This is a genomic window from Pseudomonas sp. Y5-11 (assembly GCF_022368695.1).
In the GTDB taxonomy this organism is placed as follows: Bacteria; Pseudomonadota; Gammaproteobacteria; order Pseudomonadales; family Pseudomonadaceae; genus Aquipseudomonas; species Aquipseudomonas parakoreensis.
Map to the genome: position 1 here is coordinate 953,098 of NZ_CP058974.1, position 23,456 is coordinate 976,553.

The 23,456-nt window shown below is 60.8% G+C and carries 21 protein-coding genes; 11 read left to right on the forward strand and 10 right to left on the reverse strand.

Annotated elements, in window-relative coordinates; translation table 11 throughout:
* Positions 1-6 precede the first annotated feature (6 nt).
* Positions 7-1,797, forward strand: a complete 1,791-nt coding sequence (locus HXW87_RS04315; protein ID WP_047297451.1) for a KinB sensor domain-containing domain — start codon at positions 7-9, stop codon at positions 1,795-1,797.
* Here the strand turns inward: HXW87_RS04315 and HXW87_RS04320 are convergent.
* The 7 genes from HXW87_RS04320 to HXW87_RS04350 all read right to left on the reverse strand — a co-directional run bounded on the left by HXW87_RS04320 (position 1,794) and on the right by HXW87_RS04350 (position 9,112).
* Positions 1,794-3,407, reverse strand: coding sequence for an EAL domain-containing protein (locus HXW87_RS04320; RefSeq protein WP_179295003.1), 1,614 nt, complete (start codon positions 3,405-3,407; stop codon positions 1,794-1,796). The two genes, HXW87_RS04315 and HXW87_RS04320, sit on opposite strands and share 4 nt — an antisense overlap.
* Before the next feature lie 76 nt (positions 3,408-3,483).
* Positions 3,484-4,263, reverse strand: coding sequence for an N-acetylmuramoyl-L-alanine amidase (locus HXW87_RS04325; RefSeq protein WP_182403237.1), 780 nt, complete (start codon positions 4,261-4,263; stop codon positions 3,484-3,486).
* A gap of 101 nt (positions 4,264-4,364) precedes the next feature.
* A complete protein-coding gene (locus HXW87_RS04330; RefSeq protein ID WP_239778464.1) occupies positions 4,365-6,431 on the reverse strand; it encodes a GGDEF domain-containing protein in 2,067 nt (688 codons plus the stop codon).
* Positions 6,428-7,306 carry an endonuclease/exonuclease/phosphatase family protein gene (locus tag HXW87_RS04335; RefSeq protein WP_047297455.1) on the reverse strand — a complete coding sequence of 293 codons (879 nt, stop codon included), beginning with the start codon at positions 7,304-7,306 and terminating at the stop codon, positions 6,428-6,430. The genes HXW87_RS04330 and HXW87_RS04335 overlap by 4 nt, the downstream gene beginning before the upstream one ends.
* 14 nt (positions 7,307-7,320) lie before the next feature.
* On the reverse strand, positions 7,321-7,962 hold the full coding sequence (locus HXW87_RS04340; RefSeq protein WP_007962741.1) for a thiol:disulfide interchange protein DsbA/DsbL: 642 nt from the start codon (positions 7,960-7,962) through the stop codon (positions 7,321-7,323).
* 200 nt (positions 7,963-8,162) lie between these two features.
* Positions 8,163-8,774 (reverse strand): c-type cytochrome, encoded by a 612-nt coding sequence (locus HXW87_RS04345; RefSeq protein ID WP_041073681.1) that lies wholly within the window; start codon positions 8,772-8,774, stop codon positions 8,163-8,165.
* Positions 8,775-8,806: 32 nt separating this feature from the next.
* On the reverse strand, positions 8,807-9,112 hold the full coding sequence (locus tag HXW87_RS04350) for a c-type cytochrome (protein ID WP_047297457.1): 306 nt from the start codon (positions 9,110-9,112) through the stop codon (positions 8,807-8,809).
* A 191-nt stretch (positions 9,113-9,303) separates the two neighbouring features.
* Here HXW87_RS04350 and yihA point away from each other — a divergent pair, with 191 nt between their 5' ends.
* Positions 9,304-9,948, forward strand: coding sequence for a ribosome biogenesis GTP-binding protein YihA/YsxC (gene yihA, locus HXW87_RS04355; RefSeq protein ID WP_239778465.1), 645 nt, complete (start codon positions 9,304-9,306; stop codon positions 9,946-9,948).
* 410 nt (positions 9,949-10,358) lie between these two features.
* On the opposite strand, the gene polA is transcribed toward yihA, so the two are convergent.
* Positions 10,359-13,163, reverse strand: a complete 2,805-nt coding sequence (gene polA, locus HXW87_RS04360; protein ID WP_239778466.1) for a DNA polymerase I — start codon at positions 13,161-13,163, stop codon at positions 10,359-10,361.
* A gap of 74 nt (positions 13,164-13,237) precedes the next feature.
* On the opposite strand from polA, the gene HXW87_RS04365 reads away from it, so the two are divergent.
* Positions 13,238-13,534 (forward strand): DUF2782 domain-containing protein, encoded by a 297-nt coding sequence (locus tag HXW87_RS04365; protein ID WP_041073689.1) that lies wholly within the window; start codon positions 13,238-13,240, stop codon positions 13,532-13,534.
* Between the two features lie 62 nt (positions 13,535-13,596).
* Positions 13,597-14,550, forward strand: a complete 954-nt coding sequence (locus tag HXW87_RS04370) for a homoserine kinase (protein ID WP_131671845.1) — start codon at positions 13,597-13,599, stop codon at positions 14,548-14,550.
* Positions 14,551-14,634: 84 nt separating this feature from the next.
* Here HXW87_RS04370 and HXW87_RS04375 read toward each other — a convergent pair whose 3' ends face one another.
* Entirely contained in the window at positions 14,635-15,555 is a 921-nt protein-coding gene (locus HXW87_RS04375; RefSeq protein WP_095669264.1) for a zinc ABC transporter substrate-binding protein ZnuA, read from the reverse strand.
* A gap of 66 nt (positions 15,556-15,621) precedes the next feature.
* On the opposite strand from HXW87_RS04375, the gene HXW87_RS04380 reads away from it, so the two are divergent.
* Genes HXW87_RS04380 through HXW87_RS04395 form a run of 4 tightly spaced genes read left to right on the forward strand, consistent with a single transcriptional unit; the run spans position 15,622 to position 18,421 of the window.
* Positions 15,622-16,104 carry a Fur family transcriptional regulator gene (locus HXW87_RS04380; RefSeq protein WP_041073695.1) on the forward strand — a complete coding sequence of 161 codons (483 nt, stop codon included), beginning with the start codon at positions 15,622-15,624 and terminating at the stop codon, positions 16,102-16,104.
* Positions 16,104-16,889: a zinc ABC transporter ATP-binding protein ZnuC gene (znuC, locus tag HXW87_RS04385; RefSeq protein WP_041073697.1), complete on the forward strand. Its 786-nt coding sequence runs from the start codon at positions 16,104-16,106 to the stop codon at positions 16,887-16,889. The genes HXW87_RS04380 and znuC overlap by 1 nt, the downstream gene beginning before the upstream one ends.
* Positions 16,882-17,670: a zinc ABC transporter permease subunit ZnuB gene (gene znuB / locus HXW87_RS04390; protein ID WP_041073699.1), complete on the forward strand. Its 789-nt coding sequence runs from the start codon at positions 16,882-16,884 to the stop codon at positions 17,668-17,670. Before znuC ends, znuB begins: the two co-directional genes overlap by 8 nt.
* A 37-nt stretch (positions 17,671-17,707) precedes the next feature.
* On the forward strand, positions 17,708-18,421 hold the full coding sequence (locus HXW87_RS04395) for a PA5502 family lipoprotein (RefSeq protein ID WP_041073701.1): 714 nt from the start codon (positions 17,708-17,710) through the stop codon (positions 18,419-18,421).
* A 76-nt stretch (positions 18,422-18,497) separates the two neighbouring features.
* Here HXW87_RS04395 and katE read toward each other — a convergent pair whose 3' ends face one another.
* On the reverse strand, positions 18,498-20,639 hold the full coding sequence (katE, locus tag HXW87_RS04400) for a catalase HPII (protein WP_239778467.1): 2,142 nt from the start codon (positions 20,637-20,639) through the stop codon (positions 18,498-18,500).
* Between the two features lie 260 nt (positions 20,640-20,899).
* Between katE and HXW87_RS04405 the strand changes: the two genes are divergently transcribed.
* The 3 genes from HXW87_RS04405 (at position 20,900) to HXW87_RS04415 (ending at position 23,430) form a co-directional block, all read left to right on the forward strand.
* Positions 20,900-21,907, forward strand: a complete 1,008-nt coding sequence (locus HXW87_RS04405) for a methionine ABC transporter ATP-binding protein (protein ID WP_095667904.1) — start codon at positions 20,900-20,902, stop codon at positions 21,905-21,907.
* Positions 21,907-22,581, forward strand: coding sequence for a methionine ABC transporter permease (locus tag HXW87_RS04410; RefSeq protein WP_041073706.1), 675 nt, complete (start codon positions 21,907-21,909; stop codon positions 22,579-22,581). Before HXW87_RS04405 ends, HXW87_RS04410 begins: the two co-directional genes overlap by 1 nt.
* Positions 22,582-22,659: 78 nt before the next feature.
* Positions 22,660-23,430, forward strand: a complete 771-nt coding sequence (locus HXW87_RS04415) for a MetQ/NlpA family ABC transporter substrate-binding protein (protein WP_047597043.1) — start codon at positions 22,660-22,662, stop codon at positions 23,428-23,430.
* The last annotated feature ends 26 nt before the right edge of the window (positions 23,431-23,456 follow it).

Genomic DNA, 23,456 nt, shown 5'->3' on the forward strand with positions numbered 1-23,456 from the left:
CCGACGATGAAACTGGCGATGAAGTTGCGCACTCGCTTGTTTCTGAGCATCTCTGCGCTGATCACGGTCGCCTTGCTCGGGCTGTTGCTCGGGCTGGTCAGCGTGATGCAGATGGCTGGTACTCAGGAAGCAACGATCCGCAGCAACTTCGTGACCCTCGACCTGGGGCTCAAACTGCGCCAGACCCTCGGCGATCAACTGGTGCTGATGCTGGCCGAAAAGCCCGACCCGGCCGCGTTCGAAGCGTCAAAGCAGCATTACCTGCAATTGCTGGATGAAGGCATTTCGCAGGAGGCAGAGGGCGATGGCCGACAGTACGGGTTTACCCAGGCCAAGGCTGACTACCTGAGTTTTCTCCAGGCGTTCGAGATGTCGCGTGATCCGGGCAATGTGCTCAGTGGCAACAGCGACCTCAGGGAGCGCTTCAACACCTTGCGCAACGGTTTGATTACCGAGCACAAGCACGCGCTGGACAACATCAACGCAGTGCAGCATGACGCCCGGGAAAGGGCACTGCTGGTCTCCGGTCTGCTCGGGCTGGTGGGATTGGCGGTGCTGATTATCGGCTTCGTCACCGCGCACGCCATTGCCCGGCGTTTTGGCGCGCCCATCGAGGCGCTGGCCAAAGCGGCGGACAACATCGGCCAAGGCAATTTCGAAGTGACGCTGCCGATTTCCTCGGCGATGGAAATGAACCAGCTGACCAAGCGCTTCGGGCTGATGGCCGAGGCGCTGCGCGAGCATCAGGCGACCAACGTCGACGAATTGCTGGCCGGTCAGCAACGCCTGCAGGCGGTGCTCGACAGCATCGACGACGGCTTGTTGATGATCGACCGTGAAGGGCATCTGGAACACCTCAATCCAGTGGCTCAGCGTCAGTTGGGTTGGGACAGTGACCGTCTCGGCCAAGGCCTGGGCACTGCGCTCGAGCGCCCGGAGCTCGACGCGCAACTGCAACTGGTGCTGCGCGGCGGTACCCTTGAGCGCGCCCCGGAAGATTTGAGCATCGAGGTCGATGGCGAATCGCGCTTGCTGACCTACAGCTTGACCCCGGTCAGTCACATCCAGGGGCATATTCTGGGTGCGGTGATGGTGCTGCACGATGTCACCGAGCAACGCGCCTTTGAGCGCGTGCGCAGCGAGTTCGTGCTGCGCGCCTCCCATGAGCTGCGTACGCCGGTCACCGGCATGCACATGGCGTTCGGCCTGTTTCGCGAACGTGCGAAGTTCCCCCCGGAGTCACGCGAGGCGGACCTGCTCGACACGGTCAACGAAGAGATGCAGCGCTTGATGCAGTTGATCAACGACTTGCTCAACTTCTCGCGCTATCAGAACGGCTTGCAGAAACTCACCTTGGCGCCGTGCTCCATCGAAGATTTGCTGGAGCAGGCGCAATCGCGCTTTGCCGATTGCGCTGCGGGCAAAGGCATTGCCCTGAGCGTCGAAGTGCAAGGGCCGTTGCCGCGTCTGCAGGCCGATCAGGCACAGCTTGAGCGGGTACTCGACAACCTGATCGACAACGCTCTGCGCCATACCGCCCGCGACGGCCAGATTCGCCTGCAGGCGCGGCGGCATGGCGAACGGGTGATCATCAGCGTCGAAGACAACGGCGAAGGCATTGCCTACGGTCAGCAGGGGCGGATTTTCGAGCCGTTTGTGCAGGTCGGGCGCAAGAAGGGTGGCGCCGGGCTGGGTCTGGCGCTGTGCAAGGAAATCGTCCAGCTGCATGGCGGGCGGATGGGCGTCTATTCGCGGCCGGGGCAGGGCACGCAGTTCTACATGGCGCTGGCGGTCTAGGCTTCGTCGTCCAGCCGGCGCCCGGTGAGGCGCCGTCCACGGGTGATCAGTTCGATGAACTGCACCGCACTCAGGGCCTGGGCGAACAGCCAGCCCTGACCGAACTTGACCCCCTCACTGCTGAGAAACACGGCTTGCGCTTCGTGCTCGATGCCTTCGGCAATCACCTTCAACTCCAGAGCCTGCGCCATGTGAATGATGTGCGGCGCAACGCCGCTGCTGGCCGCATCATGGCCGAGCGCGTCGATAAAGGCCTTGTCGATCTTCAAGCAATCCACCGGCAGCGTCTGCAGATAGGCGAGGCTGCAATAACCGGTACCGAAGTCATCGATCAGCACCTGATGGCCGACATCGCGCAAGGCTTGCAGATTCTCCCGCGCCACCACCACGTCGATCAGTCCGCGCTCGGTGACTTCAAAGGCAATCTGGCGCGCGGCGACCCGGTGCAGCGTCAGCAGCCTGGCCATGACCTGGCCGATGCGCGGCACCATCACGTCGCAGGCGGCGAGGTTGACCGAAATGTACAGCTGCGGATTGGCGCGCAGCACCGGTCCCAGTTGTTCCAGCAGCCGCTGCAGGACAAAGTCTGTCATCTGCCGAATCTGCCCGGTGTTTTCCGCCAGTGGAATGAACAGGTCGGGGCTGGTCAGGGTGCCGTCCGGGCGACGCCAGCGCAGCAGGGCTTCGGCGCCCACGCAATTGCGGCTATCGAGATCGAAGATCGGTTGATACAGCACTTGCAGCTCGCCACGTCGAATGGCGCCCTGGAGTTCGGCGTCCAGTGACTGGCGCTGGCGCACCAGCAAAAACACAAAGAATCCGACAAACGCCCCCAGCAGCAGGCAGATCGGCACCATCCACCACCAGACGCTGGGAATATGCATGCCGCTGCGCGGGGTGATCAGCACCAACTGGTATTCCGGATTGTTGGTTGGCATGCGGTAGATCAGCCGTGACTGGGTGACTTGCAGGGGCGCGCGGCTTTTGGGTGGCCACGCTTCGGTTGGTGGCCACGTCTGCGCGGTGCCCAGCACCGGAATCGCCCGTTTGCCGTGGTCCAGCACCACCAGCAGGCTGCTGTCCGGCGGCAGATCGACCATGTCGGTCAAATGCCCGCGTGATGTCGCCACACGAAAATTGCCGCGCCCGAGCATCAGTGCCGCGCGGTTTTCATCCGGTTCGGTGGTGGTGTTGAGCCAGTAACTGTAGGTCGGTCCTTTGATATCCGGTGCGCGAACCACCGACAGTCCTTCCTGACGGGGCCGGTTGGAGCATATCCGCGCACCATCCATGTAGGCCGCTTCATAGACGAAGCGATAGTTGAAGGTGACCTGTTGCAGGGTGGCGATCATTTCCTCATCGCAACTGCGCAGCGGCTGCGCTTCGAGGTCATCGAGACTTTCGCGCAGTTGTCCGAACAGCTGCTCAAGGCGTGCGAGAAAACGCTCGCCCTGGGTGTTCATTTCCTGGCTTTCGTTCTGTTCAATCTGGCGCATGGCGACGAACATTCCGCCGGCTATCAGCAATGCAACACTGAAGACAGCCGCGATCATCGCCAAAAACCACGGGCGATAAAACCAGCTACGCAGCGTCGCTCGGGTAGCTACCATCATGGAATATCCGAAGAATTACCAATGAGTTATAGCTGCTGATTTCGTTTTCGCCCTGACCGTCGGGCGGGCGTCATTATTTTGTCTGATTGAAGACCTGCAACAACGCTGCCGTTTGTGCGTCCGGTGTACCGTCGAAGCGTGAAGGGCGAAAGTGCATCTGGAACGCTGCCAGGACATGGCGGGTCGCTACGTCCAGCTCGCCGGTCTGCGGGGTGTCGTAACCGACGCGCGCCAGTTGTTCCTGGAACCAGCTGATGCTTGGCAGTTCGGCGTTGAACTGCACTTGCTGCCGCGCTACCGCTTGTTCGTTGGGCCATACGCCCAGGCCTTCGGCGGCCAGGCGTTTCCATGGGAACAAGGGACCCGGGTCGAGTTTGCGCAGGGGCGCGATGTCGCTGTGGCCAATGATATGGCGCGGGCTGATGCCCTGGCGCTGGCTGATGTCCTTGAGCAGGACGATAAGCGATTGAATCTGCGCTTCGCTGTACGGGTACCAGAGGCGCCCGGTCGGCGTGTCCTTGAAGCCCGGATTGACGATTTCGATGCCGATCGAGCTGGAGTTTAGCCAGGTACGGCCCTGCCACTGGCTCTCGCCGGCGTGCCAGGCGCGCTGGTTTTCATCCATCAGTTTGTAGATAGTGCCGCCTTTGTCGTCGCCGATCAGATAGTGGCTGCTGACTTCGCCGTGGGTCAGCAGTTGCAGCGAGCGGGCGAGGGAAGCGGAGGTGTAGTGCACGATCACGAACTGCACGCGGCTGTCGTGATTGGCCGAAGGGTGGCTGGTGTCATAACGCGGGCCGCTGGCACAACCGGCCAGAACGAGCAGCGACGCGAGGAGGGCGAAAAATTTCATGGCAGAAGGCAGTACACGCAAGACAATAATGCAACAGTGTAACGTACTGCCTTGCCTATCGACGCCCGACGGGCCGATTTAAACAAAATGGAACAACTTGCTCAGCCCAGTTCGACTCGGTTACGTCCGCCGTTTTTCGCCCGATACAACGCCTGATCGGCTCTTTTAAGCACCAGATCGCTGTGTTCTCCCGGCTTGAACGACGCCAGTCCCATGGAGATGGTGATCGTCACTCGCTCACCTTTGAAGTGAAACGGGCACGCTTCGATGGCCGCTCGCAGGGTTTCCAGCAATTTGGCGCCGACGGTCGGCGTGGTGGCTGGCAGCAGCAGAACGAATTCCTCTCCGCCGAAACGAGCAATGAAATCCGCCCCACGCAGACGTTTGCGCAGCACCGTGGCGATGATTTTCAATACCTTGTCGCCCGCCAGATGGCCGTAGTTGTCGTTGATGCGCTTGAAATGATCGAGGTCGAGCATCGCCAGGCTCAAGGTGTTGCCGTGTTGTTGCCATTGCCTGATCTCGTGTTCCAGCCGTTCGCTCCAGGCAGCGCGGTTGGGCAGGCCGGTCAACGGATCGATCAGGGCTTTCTGTCGCTGTTCTTCCAGATGTTCGCGAAAACCCAGGGCTTCCTGCTCCATGTGCGCCACACGTTCGGCCAGGCCTTTGAGACGTGCTGCCACTTCCTGCTCGCGGGCATCGCGTTGTTGCTGATGCTGGTCCATGGTACCGAGCAGGCCTTCGAGATGGTTCTCCAGCACTCGCTTGAGATCATCCAGATCGGCCGCTTCCTGCACGCTGGTCTGCAAGCCGTCGACTTGCTCGCGAATCTGCGTGTCCATCGCCCGGGCTGCCGAGCTGTTGTCGGCATGGCCCTCGCTGGCGGCCTGCAAATTGCTCTGGAATGCTTCGAGGCGTTCGTTGAGCCGCTGCAGATAGGCTTCGAATTCGTGTTGGCCGCTGTCGGTGATTGCCAGCATCAAGGTGGCAAGGTCGTCGAGAATGGGCAGGAGTTCGTACCAGTTCAGGCCATTTTTCAAGCGATCACGCATGGCCTCGGCTTGCGGGCGATGGCGCTCTGGCAAGGTTAGGTCGTCGAGCAGCCCGATCAGCGTGTCTTCGATGTGTTTGGCCACCGAGCTGTAGGAAGGCTCCGGCGAATCGGGCAGGGCGTAAAGAATGTCTTGCTCGGGCTGCTCCGGATCGATGGCAGCCAAGGCTTGGGCAATCGGGGCGGGCAGGGGCAGGCTGTCGAGGAGCAAGGGGGCCGGGGCGTCGCCCGGGTGGATCAACTCGTCAGGGTTGATCGCCGCTATGAAGGCTGGTGGCGCAAGCGGCGGGGCCAGAGGTTCGAGGGGCGGTTTGAGTTCAGGCAGTGGTTCGGGCGCCGTCTCGATGGCAATGACCGGCGGCACAAGCGAAACCACAGGCGATTCGGCCTGCGGTTGCGCTGCAGGTGCCTGGTGAGGGCTTGCCTCTGCCGGTTGCAATAGAGGCGCGGCGCTGACCGGTGCCGGAGTCGGTTCGCCTGTTGGCATCTGTGCGGGCTCGACATCAGGTTCAGTGTTGGCTGATGGCGGCGCTGGTATTGGCGCAGGCGCTTGAGGTTGCTCCGGGCCCTGCGTCCCTGGCGTTTCTTCGGCTTCGCGATTGCCAAACAGGCGTTGCAGAAGGCCCGGGCGTTCTGGCGCGGGTGGGGTTTCCAGCTGGCTCAACGCTTTACCCTGCAAACCGCTGAGTTCGCTCAACAGCAGCGGCATTTCCCGCGCCTGGCCGACCCGACTGTCCAGTTGCTTGGCGAATTTCTTCAGCGGCTGGGCGACTTCCCGCGGCAGCGGTAACGCTTGCAGTTGGGTAACCAGTGCGGTCAACGCGGTGCTGACCTGATCAATGCGGGTTTCGCGGCGCTGCTCGGAGTCGAGTACGGCTTTCTCCAGGCGCGGCAGCAGGGCGGCGAGACCGGCATCCATGTCGTCGGTGCGCACCACGTCGCGCATCTCTTTCATGCACTGATCAACAACCTTGTCGGTGCCTTCAGCAGCCAGCGTACTGCGTACCAGACCGCGGCGCAGCAAGTCGAGACGGGCGGCCCAGCGCCGTTCGAGCTTGTCCTGCTGTTCGATACTTTTGAGGTATTTCTCTTTCCAGCGCTGGGCGTCGTCGCTCATTCAGGGGTTCCGCGAGGGGCAGGACTCAACGCGGGCAATGCATCGGCCGTGAGCGAACCCGGCAGACGAATCTCTACCGCGACCGGCAGGTGATCGGAAATGGGTTGGGCCAGCACTTCGACCTTTTCCAGAGTCAGGGTCGGGCTGAGCAAAATATGATCCAGGCAACGTTGCGGCCGCCAGCTGGGAAACGTGGCTTGCATCTGCGGGGCCAGCAGGCCGAGATCGCGTAACGGTGACTGTTGTAGCAGATCGCTGGCATGGGTGTTCATGTCGCCCATCAATACCTGGTGCTTGTAGCCACCGATCAGGTCCCGAATGTAGGCCAGTTGCAGGCTGCGCACCCGGGCGCCGAGGGCCAGGTGCATCATCACCACCACCAGCGCTTCCGGGCCTTCGCCAAAGCGCAGCAGGATTGCGCCGCGACCTTTCGGGCCCGGCAGCGGATGGTCTTCGATCGCCCACGGTTTCAGTCGACTGAGCACGCCATTGCTGTGCTGGGCCAGCCGGCCGAGGTTGCGATTGAGTTGTTGATACCAGTAAGGGAAGGCGCCGAGGTGGGCCAGGTGTTCGACCTGATTGACGTAGCCTGAGCGCAGGCTGCCGCCATCGGCTTCCTGCAGGGCGACCAGGTCGAAGTCGCCAAGCAGGTCGCCGATCTTCTGCAGATTGCCTGAGCGCCCCGTGTGCGGCAGCAGGTGCTGCCAGCTGCGGGTCAGGTAATGCCGATAGCGTTCGGTGCTGATGCCGACCTGGATGTTGAAGCTGAGCAAGCGCAGACGATGGTCTGCGGGCAAGCCCGTGGACTCCAGGTGATGCTCGTTGACCTGCGGATCATGCAGGCCAACGATGCGTTCGGTGCCCCAGCGGCGCATGGCAATGACCGCGCTTAGTTGGCAGCTGCCTTGTTGGCCGCTCGCTCTTTGGCGACCAGTTGATCAGCCAGCTTCAAGGCTTCTTCGGCACCACCGGCAGAACCGATGTCGAAGCGGTATTTGCCGTTGACGATCATGGTTGGCACGCCAGTGATTTCATATTTCTTGGCCAGCTCACGCGCCTTGACGATCTGCCCTTTGATCGCGAACGAGTCAAAGGTGGCAAGGAACTTGTCCTTGTCCACGCCTTGTGTGGCGAGGAAGTCAGCCATGTCGTTCTTGTCGGTCAGTTTCTTGTGTTCTTTCTGGATCGCATTGAATACCGCAGCGTGAACCTTGTGCTCGACGCCCATTGCTTCCAGGGTCAGGAACATTTGACCGTGAGCATCCCACGGGCCACCGAACATGGCAGGAATGCGTACGAAGTTGACATCGGACGGCAGTTTTTCAACCCAGGGATTGATCACCGGCTCGAACGCGTAGCAATGCGGGCAGCCGTACCAGAACAGCTCCACGACTTCGATCTTGCCAGGCTCTGCCACCGGCACCGGGTTGGCCAGTTCGACATAAGGGGCAGCGGGTGCTTCGGCGGCCTGGGCGGTCACGCCGAAAAGGCTGGCAGCGACGAGAGCGGCGCTGATGATCAGATTACGCATGCTTTACTCCTGGACAATTTTGGTCGCCTCGCGCGACCTGTTTTCAGACAGATCCTGGCGGGCATGAGTTCTGTAGTGTAACGGTAGCGGCCACAAAAAAGGGCGGCCAAAGCCACCCTTTTTATACTTGCTGCGACGGATTAATCGAGCGTTAACGTTGCAGGAGATGTCCATCACCGGTAACGCTCGATGCAGGGCGGTTAGTGCAGGCCCTGAATGTAGCTGGCGACCGCAGCAATGTCTTCGTCGCTGAGTTTGCGTGCGATGGTGCGCATCGGCATGGAATCGCCGTCGTTGGCGCGCCCGCCTTCTTCCTTGCGGAAGTCGGTCAGCTGTTTGGCGATATATTGAGCGTGTTGGCCTCCCAGGTGCGGGAAGCCGGCGGCGGCATTGCCGGCACCGTTCGGCGAGTGGCAGCCGGTGCAGGCTGGCAGGCCTTTGTCCAGGTTGCCGCCACGGAACAGGGCTTCACCACGGGCGACGATTTTTGGATCGGCGGCGCCGACGCTGCCCTTCTGACTGGCAAAGTAAGCGGCAATATCGGCCAGGTCCTGATCGCTCAGGTTGGTCAGCAGGCCGGTCATTTCCAGAACCTGGCGTTTGCCCGACTTGATGTCGTGCAACTGCTTGTCGAGGTAGCGTTCACCTTGACCGGCCAGTTTCGGGAAGTTGGGTGCCATGCTGTTCCCGTCCGGGCCATGGCAGGCTCCGCACACGGCAGCTTTTGCCTGGCCGGCTGCTGCATCACCTGCAGCATGGGCGATGCCGGAGATTCCCACGGTCAACAGCAGACTCACGATCAATTTGTTCATCAGCTAATCCAACTACGGCTAAGGGTTAAGAGTTATGGACCGGGTTTACTCTCGCTCATCCAAAGGATGATGGCCTGGTAATCCTCGGCACTGCAGTCCATGCACAAACCACGCGGCGGCATCGCCTTGAAACCCTGGGTCACGTGTTGCACCAGCGTCTCCATACCTTTCGCCAACCTCGGCGTCCAAGCTGCCTGATCGCCTCTTTCGGGCGCCATGGGTAGTTGGCCGGAATGACAGGCACCACAAACACGGTTGTACACGGCTTCCGGTTCCTGTGTAGCCTGTGCGCCGTAAAGCGGTATCAGGACTCCGGCAGCCAGCAGCCATTTCGTCATAAAACGACCTTTTCAGGGTTGAGAGCGTTCTGCGTTCTGATGCGCAATCAAGGTCTTTGGCTCTCGTGAACTTCATCCTTCGCTGGGACAAAGCACACACAAAATCTGCGGCATTATATACTGGCGTCACTGAAACGGAAGCGACACCGCGTTCCGCGCCCAATCCCGGCGCCGCCCACATCGGAAATCCCATGCAACTCAAGAATCCCATCCTCGGCCTGTGCCAACAGTCCACGTTCATGCTCAGTGCCGCCAAAGTCGATCAATGCCCTGACGACGAAGGCTTCGAAGTGGCGTTCGCCGGTCGTTCCAACGCCGGTAAATCCAGCGCACTGAACACCCTGACTCACGCCAGCCTGGCGCGCACCTCGAAAACCCCAGGTCGCACACAGCTGTTGAACTTCTTCAAGCTAGACGATGAACGGCGTCTGGTCGACCTGCCGGGCTACGGTTATGCAAAAGTACCGATCCCGCTCAAGCAACACTGGCAGCGTCACCTCGAGGCGTACCTCGGTGGCCGGGAGAGTTTGAAGGGATTGATTCTGATGATGGACATCCGTCATCCAATGACCGACTTCGACCTGTTGATGCTCGACTGGGCCGTCGCCGCCGGCATGCCGATGCACATTCTGCTGACCAAGGCCGACAAGCTGACCTACGGCGCCGCCAAGAACACGCTGCTCAAGGTGCAGTCGGAAATCCGCAAGGGCTGGGGGGATCTGGTGACGATCCAGCTGTTCTCCGCGCCCAAACGCATGGGCCTGGAAGAGGCCTACACTGTGTTGGCAGGCTGGATGGAACTGGCGGACAAGGGTTCGGAAGCAACAGCTGAATAAGAAGTTTTCAAAACTGTCTGTGGTGCTGCCAGGCAAGGCAAAAGTGCGACAAAAAAGCGGAGTTTAGGGGACCTAAATGAGCATTTTTAGTAACGCTTTTAACGCAGCATGACCGCGCTACAGCCGATTTTGGGGCAAAAAAAGCCCCGGACTTCATATGGGGAGGGAGAAGTTCCGGGGTTTAAGTTCCGAACCGCTAGGGCGGGGTTCAGATATCTGCCAACACTTAACACAACATAGGAGCATCGAAGGGCTTCACCAGCCATTCAGTATCTCTGAGTAGTGAGTTGTCAGATTAGTTCAGATTTTTTTCAAAAAGCTTTGGAATAACCCCAAGCGCGATTCGAAATAAGGCCATTTCGGGCGTTTGCCGCGACAGTGTGTCGCGGCAAACGCCCGGTCCAGACGCCTTAGTGCGCCTCATCCCAGTTGTTGCCGACGCCGACTTCCACCAGCAACGGTACGTCCAGTTTCGCCGCTTCGCTCATATGCAGGCGAATTTCCTGACTCACCTGCTCAACCAGATCCTCGCGAACCTCCAGCACCAGTTCGTCGTGTACCTGCAGGATGACCTTGGCGTCCAGCCCGGACGCTGTCAGCCAGTTATCCACCGCCACCATGGCTTTCTTGATGATGTCGGCGGCGGTGCCTTGCATCGGCGCATTGATCGCCGTGCGTTCGGCGGCGGCACGTTCCTGCGGCTTGTTCGAGTTGATTTCCGGCAGGTACAGGCGTCGACCGAAGAAGGTCTCGACGTAGCCTTGATCGGCGGCCTGCTTGCGGGTGCGCTCCATGTATTCGCGCACACCCGGGTAGCGGGCGAAGTAGGTGTCGATGTAGGCCTTGGCGGTCTTGGTGTCGACGCCGATGTCCTTGCCGAGCTTCTGCGCGCCCATGCCATAGATCAGGCCGAAGTTGATCGCCTTGGCACCTCGGCGCTGGTCGGAGGTCACTTCGTTGAGCTCGACCTTGAACACTTCGGCAGCGGTGGCGGTGTGCACGTCCAGATTGTTGCGGAAAGCGTTCATCAAGCCCTCGTCCTTGGACAAGTGGGCCATGATCCGCAGTTCGATTTGCGAATAGTCCGCCGCCAGCAACTTGTAGCCTTTCGGCGCGACGAACGCCTGACGAATGCGGCGGCCTTCAGCGGTGCGCACCGGAATGTTCTGCAGGTTCGGATCGCTGGAAGACAAGCGTCCGGTGGACGCTACAGCCTGATGGTACGACGTGTGGATACGTCCGGTGCGCGGATTGATCTGCTCCGGCAGGCGATCGGTGTAAGTGCTTTTCAGCTTGCTCATGGAGCGGTGTTCCATCAGCACCTTCGGCAAGCGGTGATCATCCTCGGCCAGTTTCGCCAGCACTTCCTCGGCGGTCGATGGTTGGCCCTTGGCGGTTTTCTTCAAAACCGGCAGGCCGAGTTTTTCGTAGAGGATCACGCCCAACTGCTTCGGCGAGCCGAGGTTGAACTCTTCCCCGGCGATCTCGAACGCTTCGCGCTCCAGTGCGACCATCTTGTTGCCCAGCTCGATGCTCTGGATGCCGAGCAGTTCGGCGTCGACGAACGCGCCCTGACGCTCGATCCGCGCCAGCACCGGTACCAGCGGGATTTCGATGTCGGTCAGCACGCTGGCCAGGCTCGGGATCGCGCTGAGTTTTTCAAACAGGGTCTGGTGCAGACGCAGGGTGATGTCGGCGTCTTCGGCGGCATACGGGCCGGCCTGCTCCAGAGCGATCTGGTCAAAGGTCAGCTGTTTGGCGCCTTTGCCGGCGATGTCCTGAAAACTCACAGTGGTGTGATCCAGGTACTTCTGCGCAAGGCTGTCCATGTCGTGGCGAGTGGCGGTGGAGTTGAGTACGTAGGACTCAAGCATGGTGTCGAAGGCAATCCCGCACACATTGATGCCTTGGCTCTGATCGCCGCCAATGGCGCAGTTGGCCAGAATGTTCATGTCGAACTTGGCGTGCTGGCCAACCTTGAGTTTGTTCGGGTCTTCCAGGATCGGCTTCAGCGCGCGCAGCACAGTGTCGCGATCCAGTTGCTCGGGTACGCCGATGTAGGAATGGGTCAGCGGGATGTACGCCGCTTCGTTGGCCTGAACCGCGAACGACAGACCGACCAATTGCGCCTGTTGCGCGTCGATACCGGTGGTTTCGGTGTCGAAGGCGAACAGCTTGGCGTTGTTCAGTTTTTCCAGCCAGACATCGAAACGCGCCTGATCGAGGATGGTTTCATACGCGGCTTCAGCGGGGGCGACGGGCGCTTCGACTGTCGTCGCGCTGAACAGATCGCCCGCCGGCGCAGGCTCGGCGGGCGCGCTCAGCTCCTGGCGCTTGGCGTCGCGATCGAGGTCATTCAGCCAGCTCTTGAATTCCAGCAGGGTGTACAGCTCGTAGAGCTTGGCCGGGTCTTCCGGGCCCATTTGCAGATCATCGAGGCCAATATCCAGCGGTACGTCGACCTTGATCGTTGCCAGCTGATAGGAGAGGAAGGCCATCTCCTTGTGCTCTTCAAGCTTGGCCGGCAGGGTCTTGGCCCCGCGAATCGGCAAGGTCGGCACGATGTCGAGGTTTGCATAAAGCTCGGTGAGGCCGCCGTTAACGCCGACCAGCAGGCCGGACGCGGTCTTCGGGCCGATGCCGGGAACGCCCGGGATGTTGTCGGAAGAATCGCCCATCAGCGCTAGATAATCGATGATCTGCTCCGGAGCGACGCCGAATTTCTCCTTTACGCCCTCAACGTCCATCGAGCTACCGGACATGGTGTTGACCAAGGTAATGTGGCCGTCGACCAATTGCGCCATGTCCTTGTCGCCGGTGGAAATGATCACCGGGCGAGCGGCTGCCGCGCTGCTGCGGGCCAGGGTGCCGATCACGTCGTCTGCCTCGACACCCTCCACGCACAACAAAGGGAAGCCGAGAGCAATCACGCTCTGGTGCAGCGGCTCGATCTGCACGCGCATGTCGTCGGGCATGCTGGGGCGGTTGGCTTTGTACTCGGCGTACATCTCATCGCGAAACGTCCCGCCCTTGGCATCGAAAACCACGGCGAACGGGCTGTCCGGATACTGCTTGCGCAGACTCTTGAGCATGTTCAGCACACCTTTGACCGCACCGGTCGGCAGGCCTTTGGAGGTGGTCAGCGGTGGCAGTGCATGGAAAGCGCGGTACAGGTAAGACGAACCGTCCACCAGGACGAGGGGGGCTTGGCTCATGAGCAGAATCAACCTTTTCGGCGGGCCCGGCGCTAGAATAGCGGGACCGTTGACGACAAAGGGACAAGGTTATCATGCGTACGTTAAATCGCTTGCTGCTGGTCGGTTTGATTGCTGTCTCACCATTGGCCGCGATGGCGGCGGATGATGCGCCGTCGAAGGAGCCGGAAGTTACCATTAACACGCACACCGAGGGCGACAAGGTCATTCAGGAATACAGCCGCAGTGGCTTCGTTTATGCGATCAAGGTCACGCCGAAGGGCGGCAAACCGTATTTCCTGGTGCGCGCCGATGGTTCGGACGTGAACTACATCCGTTCCGACCAGCCGGATATGCTGATTCCGTCGTGGGAAATCTTTACCTGGAAGTAAGATTCCTGACTTTTTAATCGGCGCCGCTTGATCGCGGCGCCCGAACTGAGCAGTTTTTAACCATGTCTGTGTTCACCCCCCTGGCTCGGCCAGAGCTGGAAACCTTTCTTGACCCTTACGGGCTTGGCCGTCTGCTTGATTTCCAGGGGATCGCCGCCGGCAGCGAAAACACCAACTTCTTTATCAGTCTGGAGCAGGGCGAATTTGTCCTGACCCTGGTCGAACGTGGCCCGGTGCAGGAAATGCCGTTCTTCATCGACCTGCTCGACGTGTTGCACGAGGCTGATCTGCCGGTGCCTTACGCGCTGCGCACCACTGACGGCGTGGCGTTGCGTGAGCTCAAGGGCAAGCCGGCGCTGCTGCAACCACGGCTGTCCGGCAAACACATCAAGGTCGCCAACGCCCAGCATTGCGCGCAGGTCGGCGAGTTGCAGGCGCATCTGCACCTGGCGACCCAGGGCGAGCGCATGATCAAGCGCAAGACCGATCGTGGCCTGGACTGGATGCTGGAGGAGGGCAACGAGTTCCTCTCGCACTTGAGCGACGAGCCGCGTGCGCTGCTGCACAAGGCGCTGGATGAAATCACCGTGCAGAAAGACAAAATTCTCGCGCTGCCACGGGCCAACATTCACGCCGACCTGTTCCGCGATAACGCGATGTTCGAAGGCACGCACCTGACCGGGTTGATCGACTTTTACAACGCCTGCTCGGGGCCGATGCTCTACGACGTGGCGATCGCCTTGAATGACTGGTGTTCAGACGAGGAAGGCTTGATTGACGGGCCGCGCGCCCGCGCATTCCTCGGCGCCTATGCGGCACTGCGTCCGTTCACTGCCGCTGAAGCTGAACTCTGGCCGACCATGCTGCGCGTGGCGTGCGTGCGGTTCTGGCTGTCGCGGTTGATCGCCGCCGAGCAGTTTGCCGGGCAGGACGTGCTGATTCACGATCCGCGGGAATTTGAGTTGCGGTTGGCGCAGCGGCAGCAGGTGCATACGCCGCTACCCTTCGCTCTTTAAGATCAAAAGATCGCAGCCTTCGGCAGCTCCTACAGGGGATCACCATGTAGGAGCTGCCGAAGGCTGCGATCTTTTTCTTTGGGGTTACAACGATTCCAGGCAGCCGGCCAAATCGTTGCCCAGCTTCTCCAGCACCTGCTCGTACCCTTGAGCCGTCGCCGGCGTATAACCGCCCAGCGCATCCAGTTCCGCCAGCTTCACCGGCAGGCCCGCCACCAGGGTTTCTGCCAGGCGTGGACGCAGTGGCGGTTCGCTGAACACACAGGTCTTGCCCACTTCCTGCAGGCGTTTGCGCATCGCGGCGACATGTTGCGCGCCCGGTTGCACTTCGGCGGCCACGCTGAACACGCCAGTGTGTTTCAGGCCGTAAGCATCTTCGAAATAGTCGAAGGCTTCGTGGAACACGAAATACGGCTTGCCTTCAACGCTGGCCAGACGCTGCTTCAGCCGCGCGTCCAACGCATCGAGACGCTCATCGAAGGCCTTGGCGTTGCGCTGATAGCGTTCGGCGTTGGCCGGATCGGCAGCACTGAGGTCGGCAGCCATTTTCCCGGCAATGACTCGGGCGTTGACCGGCGATAGCCACAAATGCGCGTCCAGCGTACCCGGACGATGATCGTGATCATGCTCGTCGGCGTCTTCGGCGTGGGAGTGGCTGTCTTCGGCGAAGCGGCGCAGTTTCATGCCCGGCAGATCCTGCACGGCCACGCTTGGCAGCGTTCGACCGCTGAGCACACGCGGCAGGAAACCTTCCATGTCCGGGCCGATCCAGTACAAAAGGTCCACCGATTGCACCTTGCGCACGTCGGACGGGCGTAGTGCGTAGTTATGCGGCGAAGCACCCGGCGGCAGCAGCACTTCCGGGATGGCCACACCGTCCTGGACCGCTGCAGCGATCAACTGCAACGGTTTGATGCTGGTGAGAACCTTGACCTCGGCCTGAGCCGAACCGATCAGCAGAAAACTGGCGACAAAAGCCACAAAAACAGAAAAAAGTCGGGACACGATGACCACTCAAGGAGGCGAGAACGGGTAACATAATAACGTCTCTATCAAAACTCGTCGCCGCCCATGCCTATTACACCGATTGCCAGCCGTCCCCACGACCACTCTCATTGCGTGCACAGCGCACTGACCGAGGCCGATACCTTGTGCGCCCAGAAAGGCCTGCGCCTGACTGCGCTGCGCCGGCGGGTGCTGGAACTGGTATGGCAGAGCCACAAGCCGCTGGGCGCCTACGACATTCTTGCGGTACTGAGCGAACAGGACGGCCGTCGCGCCGCGCCGCCAACCGTTTACCGCGCGCTGGATTTCCTGCTGGAAAACGGCCTGGTGCACCGCATCTCTTCACTCAACGCCTTCGTTGGCTGTGTGCATCCGGAGCATGCGCATCAGGGCCAGTTCCTGATCTGCCGCGAGTGCCACGCCGCGATCGAGCTGGAACAGAAAGCCATCAGCGACGCGATTATCCACAGCGCCAAAGACGTCGGGTTCATTGTCGAAGCGCAGACCGTCGAAGTGGTCGGCCTGTGCGCCGGTTGCCAGGGGGCTTGATGAGCAACCCGTTGATCCGTCTTCAGCACGTTGCTGTCACGTTTGCCGGGCAGACCGTGCTCGACAACATCGAGCTGAGCGTCGAGCCGGGGCAGATCGTCACCCTGATCGGCCCCAACGGCGCCGGCAAGACCACGCTCGTGCGCGCCGTACTCGGGCTGCTGAAGCCGGACAGCGGCAGCGTCTGGCGCAAGCCGAAACTGCGCGTTGGCTACATGCCGCAAAAGCTGCACGTCGACCCGACCTTGCCGCTGTCAGTGTTGCGCTTCCTGCGCCTGGTGCCCGGTGTAGACCGCCCGCGTGCATTGGCGGCGCTGAAAGAAGTCGGTGCCGAACACGTCATCGACAGCCCGGTGCAAAGTGTTTCCGGTGGTGAGATGCAGCGTGTGTTGCTGGCCCGGGCGCTGCTGCGTGAGCCGGAGTTGCTGGTGCTGGACGAGCCGGTGCAAGGCGTCGATGTCGCCGGGCAAGCCGAGCTCTACAGCCTGATCACCCGCCTGCGTGACCGTCACGGCTGCGGCGTGCTGATGGTGTCCCACGATTTGCACCTTGTCATGAGCACCACCGATCAGGTGGTGTGCCTGAATCGCCACGTCTGCTGCTCGGGGCATCCCGAGCAAGTCAGCGGCGATCCGGCGTTCGTCGAGCTGTTCGGCAAGAATGCGCCGAGTCTGGCGATCTATCACCACCATCACGACCACGCCCATGACCTGCACGGTTCGGTGGTCAAGGCGCCCGGTGCGGGCCACACCCACGTTCACGGAGACCACTGCAAGCATGGCTGATTTTCTGTTGTATGCCCTGCTTGCAGGTCTGGCACTGGCGGTGGTCGCCGGGCCGCTTGGTTCGTTTGTGGTGTGGCGGCGCATGGCCTATTTCGGCGACACCCTGTCCCACGCCGCGCTGCTCGGCGTGGCTTTGGGCTTTCTGCTGGATGTCAGTCCGACGGTCGCGGTGACCGTCGGCTGCCTGCTGCTGGCAGTGCTGCTGGTGACCTTGCAGCAGCGTCAACCACTGGCCTCCGACACGCTATTGGGGATTCTTGCACCGAGCACGCTCTCTCTCGGCCTGGTGGTACTAAGCTTCATGCATGAAGTGCGGATTGACCTGATGGCCTATCTGTTCGGTGACCTGCTGGCGATCAGTCCGACCGACCTGGCGTGGATTCTCGGCGGCAGCGCGGCAGTGCTGGTGTTGCTGGTGACACTGTGGCGGCCGCTGCTGGCGATTACCGTGCATGAGGAGTTGGCCAAGGTCGAAGGTCTGCCGGTGGCGGGCCTGCGCATGGCGCTGATGCTGTTGATTGCGGTGGTGATCGCGGTGGCGATGAAAATCGTCGGTGTGTTGCTGATCACTTCGCTGCTGATCATCCCGGCGGCTGCGGCGCAACGTCACGCCCGCTCGCCGGAGCAGATGGCGCTGGGCGCGAGCCTGCTGGGCATGCTCGCGGTGTGTGGCGGGCTGGCGCTGTCATGGTTCAAGGACACCCCGGCGGGACCGTCGATCGTTGTGACAGCGGCCGCACTGTTTCTGCTGAGTTTTGTTCTGCCCCGTCGAGGGGTGTAGACTTGCTCGCTTTTTGCGCAATTAGAGAGTCGCAGGAATGAAGCCGTTCGCCTCCCGTTATCTGCTCCTTGTCGCATTTTCCGTGCTGCTGGGCGCCTGCCAAAGCACGCCGCCGGTGGCCGAAGCCCCCGACGCGCGGGCCACGGCCATCGCACAGCTGGAGCAAAGCCTGGCCAGCAGCGAACTGGCCACCGCCGAAGACCAATTGGCCGCCTTGCAGGCACAGAACCCCAACGATCAGTCCCTTGAGCAATACCAGCGCCAGCTGGCCGAAGCCTACTTGCGCCGCAGCCAGATCGTATTGCAGAAAGGTGATGTGAATGCGGCAGCCACCGCGCTGAGCCGAGCCCGTGCCCTGATGCCCAAAGCCCCGGCACTGACCGGTGGCGTCAATGGCGCCATCACCGAAGCCCGCAAAGCCGAGCTGGAAAAAGCCGAAGCGGCGCTGCTGGCGGCCGAAGCCAAACCGAAAGCCAAGGTCATTGATCCGACTGCCGAAAGCACCACGGTGGCGTTGAACATCAACGATAGCCGCAAACTTCGCCGGCAACTGGATGCGATCGCCGCCGATGTGGTGAATTATGAGTGTGCTGTGAGCATTCAGGCGCCGCGGACCCAGGATTACCCTTGGCTGGCGACGTTACTGAAAAAACGTGTGAAGAAATTGAATCCGGATTTCGAGCTGAAGATTGAGAAACAGATCCTGCGTACAGTGCCGGCGCAGATGGTCTTGATTCCAGCCAAACCCTAAAAGATCGCAGCCTCCGGCAGCTCCTACAGGTGCAAGTAAACCCTGTAGGAGCTGCCGAAGGCTGCGATCTTTTGCTTTAGGCTGGAATGGCCTTGGCCTTAGACTCCCGCGCCCAGACCCGATGCTGCCCGATCGCCGCAAAGAACGGCTTGGTCAATCCCGGCACATCCTTGCTCTGCAGCAACCCTGCATCCGCCTCCAGCTTCAGCAGATCCTGCAACTGTTTGGCATCGCCGTGCAGCGCAATCGCCTTCAGGTGCTTGTACGCCTCCAGCAGGTAGTGCAGCGCCACGCCGTCGCCACTCAACGCCTTGATCGACGCCGCGCCACCGGGCACGAACACCGCATCGAAGATCACTGAAGGCATGCCTTCCATTGATGCGTCCACTGGCAGGGCTTTGCCGTCGGCAGTCTTCACCGGTGCCGAAGTCGGGCCGAGCAGCTTGGCATGTGCGCCTTCAGCCGCCAAAGCCTTTTTCATCGCATCAATCGCCGCACCATCGACGCCGTTAGCGGCAAGAATCGCCACTTTGCGGGTTTTGATGTTTTCTGGCAGCAAGTTGGCCTGGCTCAGCGCCGGCGAATGATCGAACGAAGTCTTGCGCACCTCGACCGTGCCTTTGCTCGGCGCCGGTAACCCGAGGTTGGCCGCCACGCGCTTGGCCAATTCCAGGTCAATGTTGGCGAGAATTTCGTTCACCTGCCGTGCACGGATGAACTCACGTTCGACCTTGCCCAGCTCGAAGCTGTAAGCGGCGATGATGTGTTCCTTTTCGTGCTCACTCATGCTGTTGAAGAACAGCCGCGCCTGGGAAAAGTGATCGCTGAACGACTCGCTGCGCTGACGGATCTTGTTCGCGTCGATGCGTTCCGGGTAGCTCTCGAAGCCGCCGTCTTGCGCGGCTGGCGGGGTTTCTTTCGGCCAGCCGCCATCGATCGAGTTCGGTTCGTAGGACGCGCGACCCTTGTCGATCACTGTGCGGTGCTGCGCGTCGCGCTGGCCGTTGTGGAATGGCGCCACCGGGCGGTTGATTGGCAGTTCATGAAAGTTCGGCCCACCGAGTCGGCTGATTTGCGTATCGGTGTAGGAAAACAGCCGGCCTTGCAGCAGCGGGTCATTGGAGAAGTCGATTCCCGGCACGATGTGGCCCGGGCAAAACGCGACCTGCTCGGTCTCGGCGAAGAAGTTGTCCGGGTTGCGGTTCAGGGTCATTTTGCCCAGCGGGGTGATCGGCACGATTTCTTCGGGGATCAGCTTGGTCGGGTCGAGGATGTCGAAATCGAAGTCGTGTTCGTTTTCCTCCTCGATGATCTGTACGCCCAGCTCCCATTCCGGGTAGTCGCCCATCTCGATGGCTTCCCAGAGGTCGCGACGGTGGTAGTCGGTGTCTTTACCGGCGAGCTTCTGCGCTTCGTCCCATACCAGCGAACAGGTGCCGGCGGTCGGCCGCCAGTGGAACTTGACGAAGCGTGATTTGCCCTCGGCGTTGACCAGGCGGAAGGTGTGCACGCCAAAGCCCTGCATGCTGCGCAGGCTTTTCGGGATTGCCCGGTCAGACATGGCCCAGATCACCATGTGCGCCGATTCCGGCACCAGCGAAACGAAGTCCCAGAAGGTGTCGTGGGCCGAACCGCCGGTGGGGATTTCATTGTGCGGCTCGGGCTTCACCGCGTGGACGAAGTCGGGAAACTTGATCGCGTCCTGAATGAAGAACACCGGCATGTTGTTGCCGACCAGGTCGAAGTTGCCCTCGTCGGTGAAGAACTTCACCGCGAAACCGCGCACGTCACGCACGGTATCGCCGGAGCCGCGTGGTCCCTGCACCGTGGAAAAGCGCACGAACACCGGCGTCTTTTTCCCTGGGTCCTGCAGGAAACCGGCCTTGGTCAGCGTCGAATGGTTCTCGTAGGCCTGAAAGAAACCATGCGCGCCGGTGCCGCGGGCATGGACGATGCGCTCCGGAATGCGTTCATGGTCAAAGTGCGTGATTTTCTCACGCATGATGAAGTCTTCCAGCAACGACGGCCCCCGCGGGCCGGCCTTGAGGGTGTTCTGGTTATCGGCGACCTTCACCCCCTGATTGGTGCGCAGGGCCTGGCCGGTAGCGTCGGAGCGAAACTTCTCCAGGCTGTCGAGTTTGGCGTTGGTGTTGGCGCGATCCTTGGTATCGGTTCCGGCCAGCTGGCTTTTGTCGGTGGTAGGTTTCTTGCTGCTCATCAGACGTAAACTCCTCGGTTGACCCCGTTTCACCGGGGACTCTTGAGCGTTTCCGGGCACGGTTACCCAGGGTTTCAAGTCGCTTAACTAGTGACCAATGAGCAGGAACGGGCGTTCCTTTTTTATGACCTTTGATCTTGTTATTGCCAAATCGAAGGTTAATTACGAAATAAATGCTAAGAACCTCTATACGGACAGGCTAAAATGCGCGCCCGGCTAACCGCTGATCCTTTTCTAACGCGCCCCACAAGGTTCGCTACGTGATCGAGTTTCAAAACGTCCACAAAACTTACCGCGTCGCCGGTAAGGACATCCCCGCCCTGCACCCGACCAGTCTTTCGATTGAAAACGGTCAGGTCTTCGGCCTGATCGGCCATTCCGGTGCGGGAAAAAGTACCCTGCTGCGTCTGATCAATCGCCTGGAAGACTCCAGCGGCGGCAAGATCATCGTCGACGGCGAAGAAGTCACCGCGCTGGACGCCAACGGCCTGCGCCGTTTTCGCCAGCAAGTCGGGATGATCTTCCAGCACTTCAACCTGCTTGCCTCCAAGACCGTGGCCGACAACGTCGCGCTGCCGCTGACCCTGGCCGGCGAACTGTCGAGCAGCGAGATCAATCAGCGCGTCGCCGAATTGCTGGCGCGGGTCGGTCTGTCCGATCACGCCAGGAAATACCCGGCGCAGCTGTCCGGCGGCCAGAAACAGCGCGTCGGCATCGCCCGCGCCCTGGCGACCAAGCCGAAGATTCTGCTGTGCGACGAGGCCACCAGCGCCCTCGACCCGCAGACCACCGCCTCGGTCCTGCAACTGCTGGCCGAGATCAACCGTGAGCTGAAACTGACCATCGTCCTGATCACCCACGAGATGGACGTGATCCGTCGCGTCTGCGATCAGGTCGCGGTGATGGACGCCGGGGTGATCGTCGAGCAAGGTTCGGTGGCCGATGTGTTCCTGCATCCGCAGCACCCGACCACCAAGCGTTTCGTCCAGGAAAGCGAGCAGATCGACGAAAGCGAACAGCGCGATGACTTCGCTCATGTGCCGGGTCGCATCGTGCGTCTGACCTTCCAGGGCGAAGCGACCTACGCGCCGTTGCTCGGTACCGTTGCCCGGGAAACCGGGGTCGACTACAGCATCCTTGCCGGTCGCATCGACCGCATCAAAGACATTCCGTACGGGCAGTTGACCCTCGCCGTCACCGGTGGCGACATGGAGGCGGCCTTTGCCCGCTTCACCGCCGCTGACGTTCATATGGAGGTGCTGCGTTAATGGAAATGCTCAAGGCTTTCTTCGAAAACATCGATTGGCTGGAAATCTGGCTGGCCACGGGCGACACCCTGCTGATGCTCGGTGGTTCGCTGCTGTTCACCGTATTGCTCGGCCTGCCGCTGGGCGTGCTGCTGTTCCTCTGCAGCCCGCGTCAGTTGCTGGAAAACCGTGGCTTCTACGCCTTCATGTCGTTGGCGGTGAACATCCTGCGTTCGCTGCCGTTCATCATTCTGCTGATCGTGATGATTCCGTTCACCGTGCTGATCACCGGCACTTCGCTGGGCGTGGCCGGTGCGATTCCGCCGCTGGTGGTGGGTGCGACCCCGTTCTTCGCGCGTCTGGTGGAAACCGCGCTGCGTGAAGTCGATCGCGGCATCATCGAAGCCACTCAATCGATGGGTGCGACCACCCGGCAGATCATCATGAACGCCTTGCTGCCTGAGGCCCGTCCAGGCATCTTCGCCGCGATTACGGTGACTGCGATTACTCTGGTGTCCTACACGGCGATGGCCGGTGTGGTCGGCGCCGGTGGTCTGGGTGACCTGGCGATCCGTTTCGGCTACCAGCGTTTCCAGACTGACGTGATGATCGTCACCGTGGTGTTGCTGCTGATTCTGGTACAAGTGCTGCAAATGGTGGGCGACCGTCTGGTCGTGCATTTCTCGCGCAAATAACCGGTTTTTGTAATCAAGAGATGAGCCGGCCATTCGCTGGCAGGCGCCACACGGGCGCTTTGAAAAGGAGTTAGCTGAATGAAAAAACTGATCGCTGCTTTCGCTGCCGTAGCCGCTTTTTCGGCCCACGCTGAAACCCTGACCGTTGCCGCCACCCCGGTGCCGCATGCGGAAATCCTCGAGTTCGTGAAGCCGGCCCTGGCCAAGGAAGGCGTGGATCTGAAGGTCAAGGTCTTCACCGACTACATTCAGCCGAACGTACAGGTGGCCGAGAAGCGCCTGGACGCCAACTTCTTCCAGCACCAGCCGTACCTCGATGAGTTCAACAAGGCCAAGGGCACCAGCCTGGTGGCGGTGACCGGCGTGCACCTGGAGCCGCTGGGCGCGTACTCGAACAAGATCAAGGATCTGAAGGACCTGCCAAGCGGCGCCAACGTGGTGATTCCGAACGACGCCACCAACGGCGGCCGCGCGCTGTTGCTGCTGGCCAAGGCTGGCCTGATCACCCTGAAGGATCCGACCAACATTCTGTCGACCCCGAAAGACATCGCGCAGAACCCGAAAGACCTGAAAATCCGTGAACTGGAAGCCGCGACCATCCCGCGCGTGCTGACCCAGGTCGATCTGGCGCTGATCAACACCAACTACGCGCTGGAAGCCAAGCTCGATCCGTCCAAGGATGCGCTGGTGATCGAAGGCAACGACTCGCCGTACGTGAACATCCTGGTGTCCCGTGCGGACAACAAGGACAGCGACGCGATGCAGAAACTGGCCGCTGCGCTGCACAGCCCGGAAGTGAAGAAATTCATCACCGAGAAGTACAAAGGCGCGGTATTGCCGGCGTTCTGATACAGGACCGGACAGGCGCAATAAAA

Bases quoted from the DNA above. Each gene is read 5' to 3' on its own strand.
- znuC (WP_041073697.1), top strand. From the start codon at position 16,104: ATGAGCAACCCGTTGATCCGTCTTCAGCACGTTGCTGTCACGTTTGCC.
- HXW87_RS04315 (WP_047297451.1), top strand. From the start codon at position 7: ATGAAACTGGCGATGAAGTTGCGCACTCGCTTGTTTCTGAGCATCTCT.
- HXW87_RS04345 (WP_041073681.1), bottom strand. From the start codon at position 8,774: ATGAACAAATTGATCGTGAGTCTGCTGTTGACCGTGGGAATCTCCGGC.
- HXW87_RS04410 (WP_041073706.1), top strand. From the start codon at position 21,907: ATGGAAATGCTCAAGGCTTTCTTCGAAAACATCGATTGGCTGGAAATC.
- HXW87_RS04370 (WP_131671845.1), top strand. From the start codon at position 13,597: ATGTCTGTGTTCACCCCCCTGGCTCGGCCAGAGCTGGAAACCTTTCTT.
- katE (WP_239778467.1), bottom strand. From the start codon at position 20,639: ATGAGCAGCAAGAAACCTACCACCGACAAAAGCCAGCTGGCCGGAACC.
- HXW87_RS04340 (WP_007962741.1), bottom strand. From the start codon at position 7,962: ATGCGTAATCTGATCATCAGCGCCGCTCTCGTCGCTGCCAGCCTTTTC.
- HXW87_RS04380 (WP_041073695.1), top strand. From the start codon at position 15,622: ATGCCTATTACACCGATTGCCAGCCGTCCCCACGACCACTCTCATTGC.
- yihA (WP_239778465.1), top strand. From the start codon at position 9,304: ATGCAACTCAAGAATCCCATCCTCGGCCTGTGCCAACAGTCCACGTTC.
- HXW87_RS04415 (WP_047597043.1), top strand. From the start codon at position 22,660: ATGAAAAAACTGATCGCTGCTTTCGCTGCCGTAGCCGCTTTTTCGGCC.
- polA (WP_239778466.1), bottom strand. From the start codon at position 13,163: ATGAGCCAAGCCCCCCTCGTCCTGGTGGACGGTTCGTCTTACCTGTAC.
- HXW87_RS04395 (WP_041073701.1), top strand. From the start codon at position 17,708: ATGAAGCCGTTCGCCTCCCGTTATCTGCTCCTTGTCGCATTTTCCGTG.
- HXW87_RS04330 (WP_239778464.1), bottom strand. From the start codon at position 6,431: ATGAGCGACGACGCCCAGCGCTGGAAAGAGAAATACCTCAAAAGTATC.
- HXW87_RS04320 (WP_179295003.1), bottom strand. From the start codon at position 3,407: ATGGTAGCTACCCGAGCGACGCTGCGTAGCTGGTTTTATCGCCCGTGG.
- HXW87_RS04365 (WP_041073689.1), top strand. From the start codon at position 13,238: ATGCGTACGTTAAATCGCTTGCTGCTGGTCGGTTTGATTGCTGTCTCA.
- HXW87_RS04335 (WP_047297455.1), bottom strand. From the start codon at position 7,306: ATGCGCCGCTGGGGCACCGAACGCATCGTTGGCCTGCATGATCCGCAG.
- HXW87_RS04325 (WP_182403237.1), bottom strand. From the start codon at position 4,263: ATGAAATTTTTCGCCCTCCTCGCGTCGCTGCTCGTTCTGGCCGGTTGT.
- znuB (WP_041073699.1), top strand. From the start codon at position 16,882: ATGGCTGATTTTCTGTTGTATGCCCTGCTTGCAGGTCTGGCACTGGCG.
- HXW87_RS04350 (WP_047297457.1), bottom strand. From the start codon at position 9,112: ATGACGAAATGGCTGCTGGCTGCCGGAGTCCTGATACCGCTTTACGGC.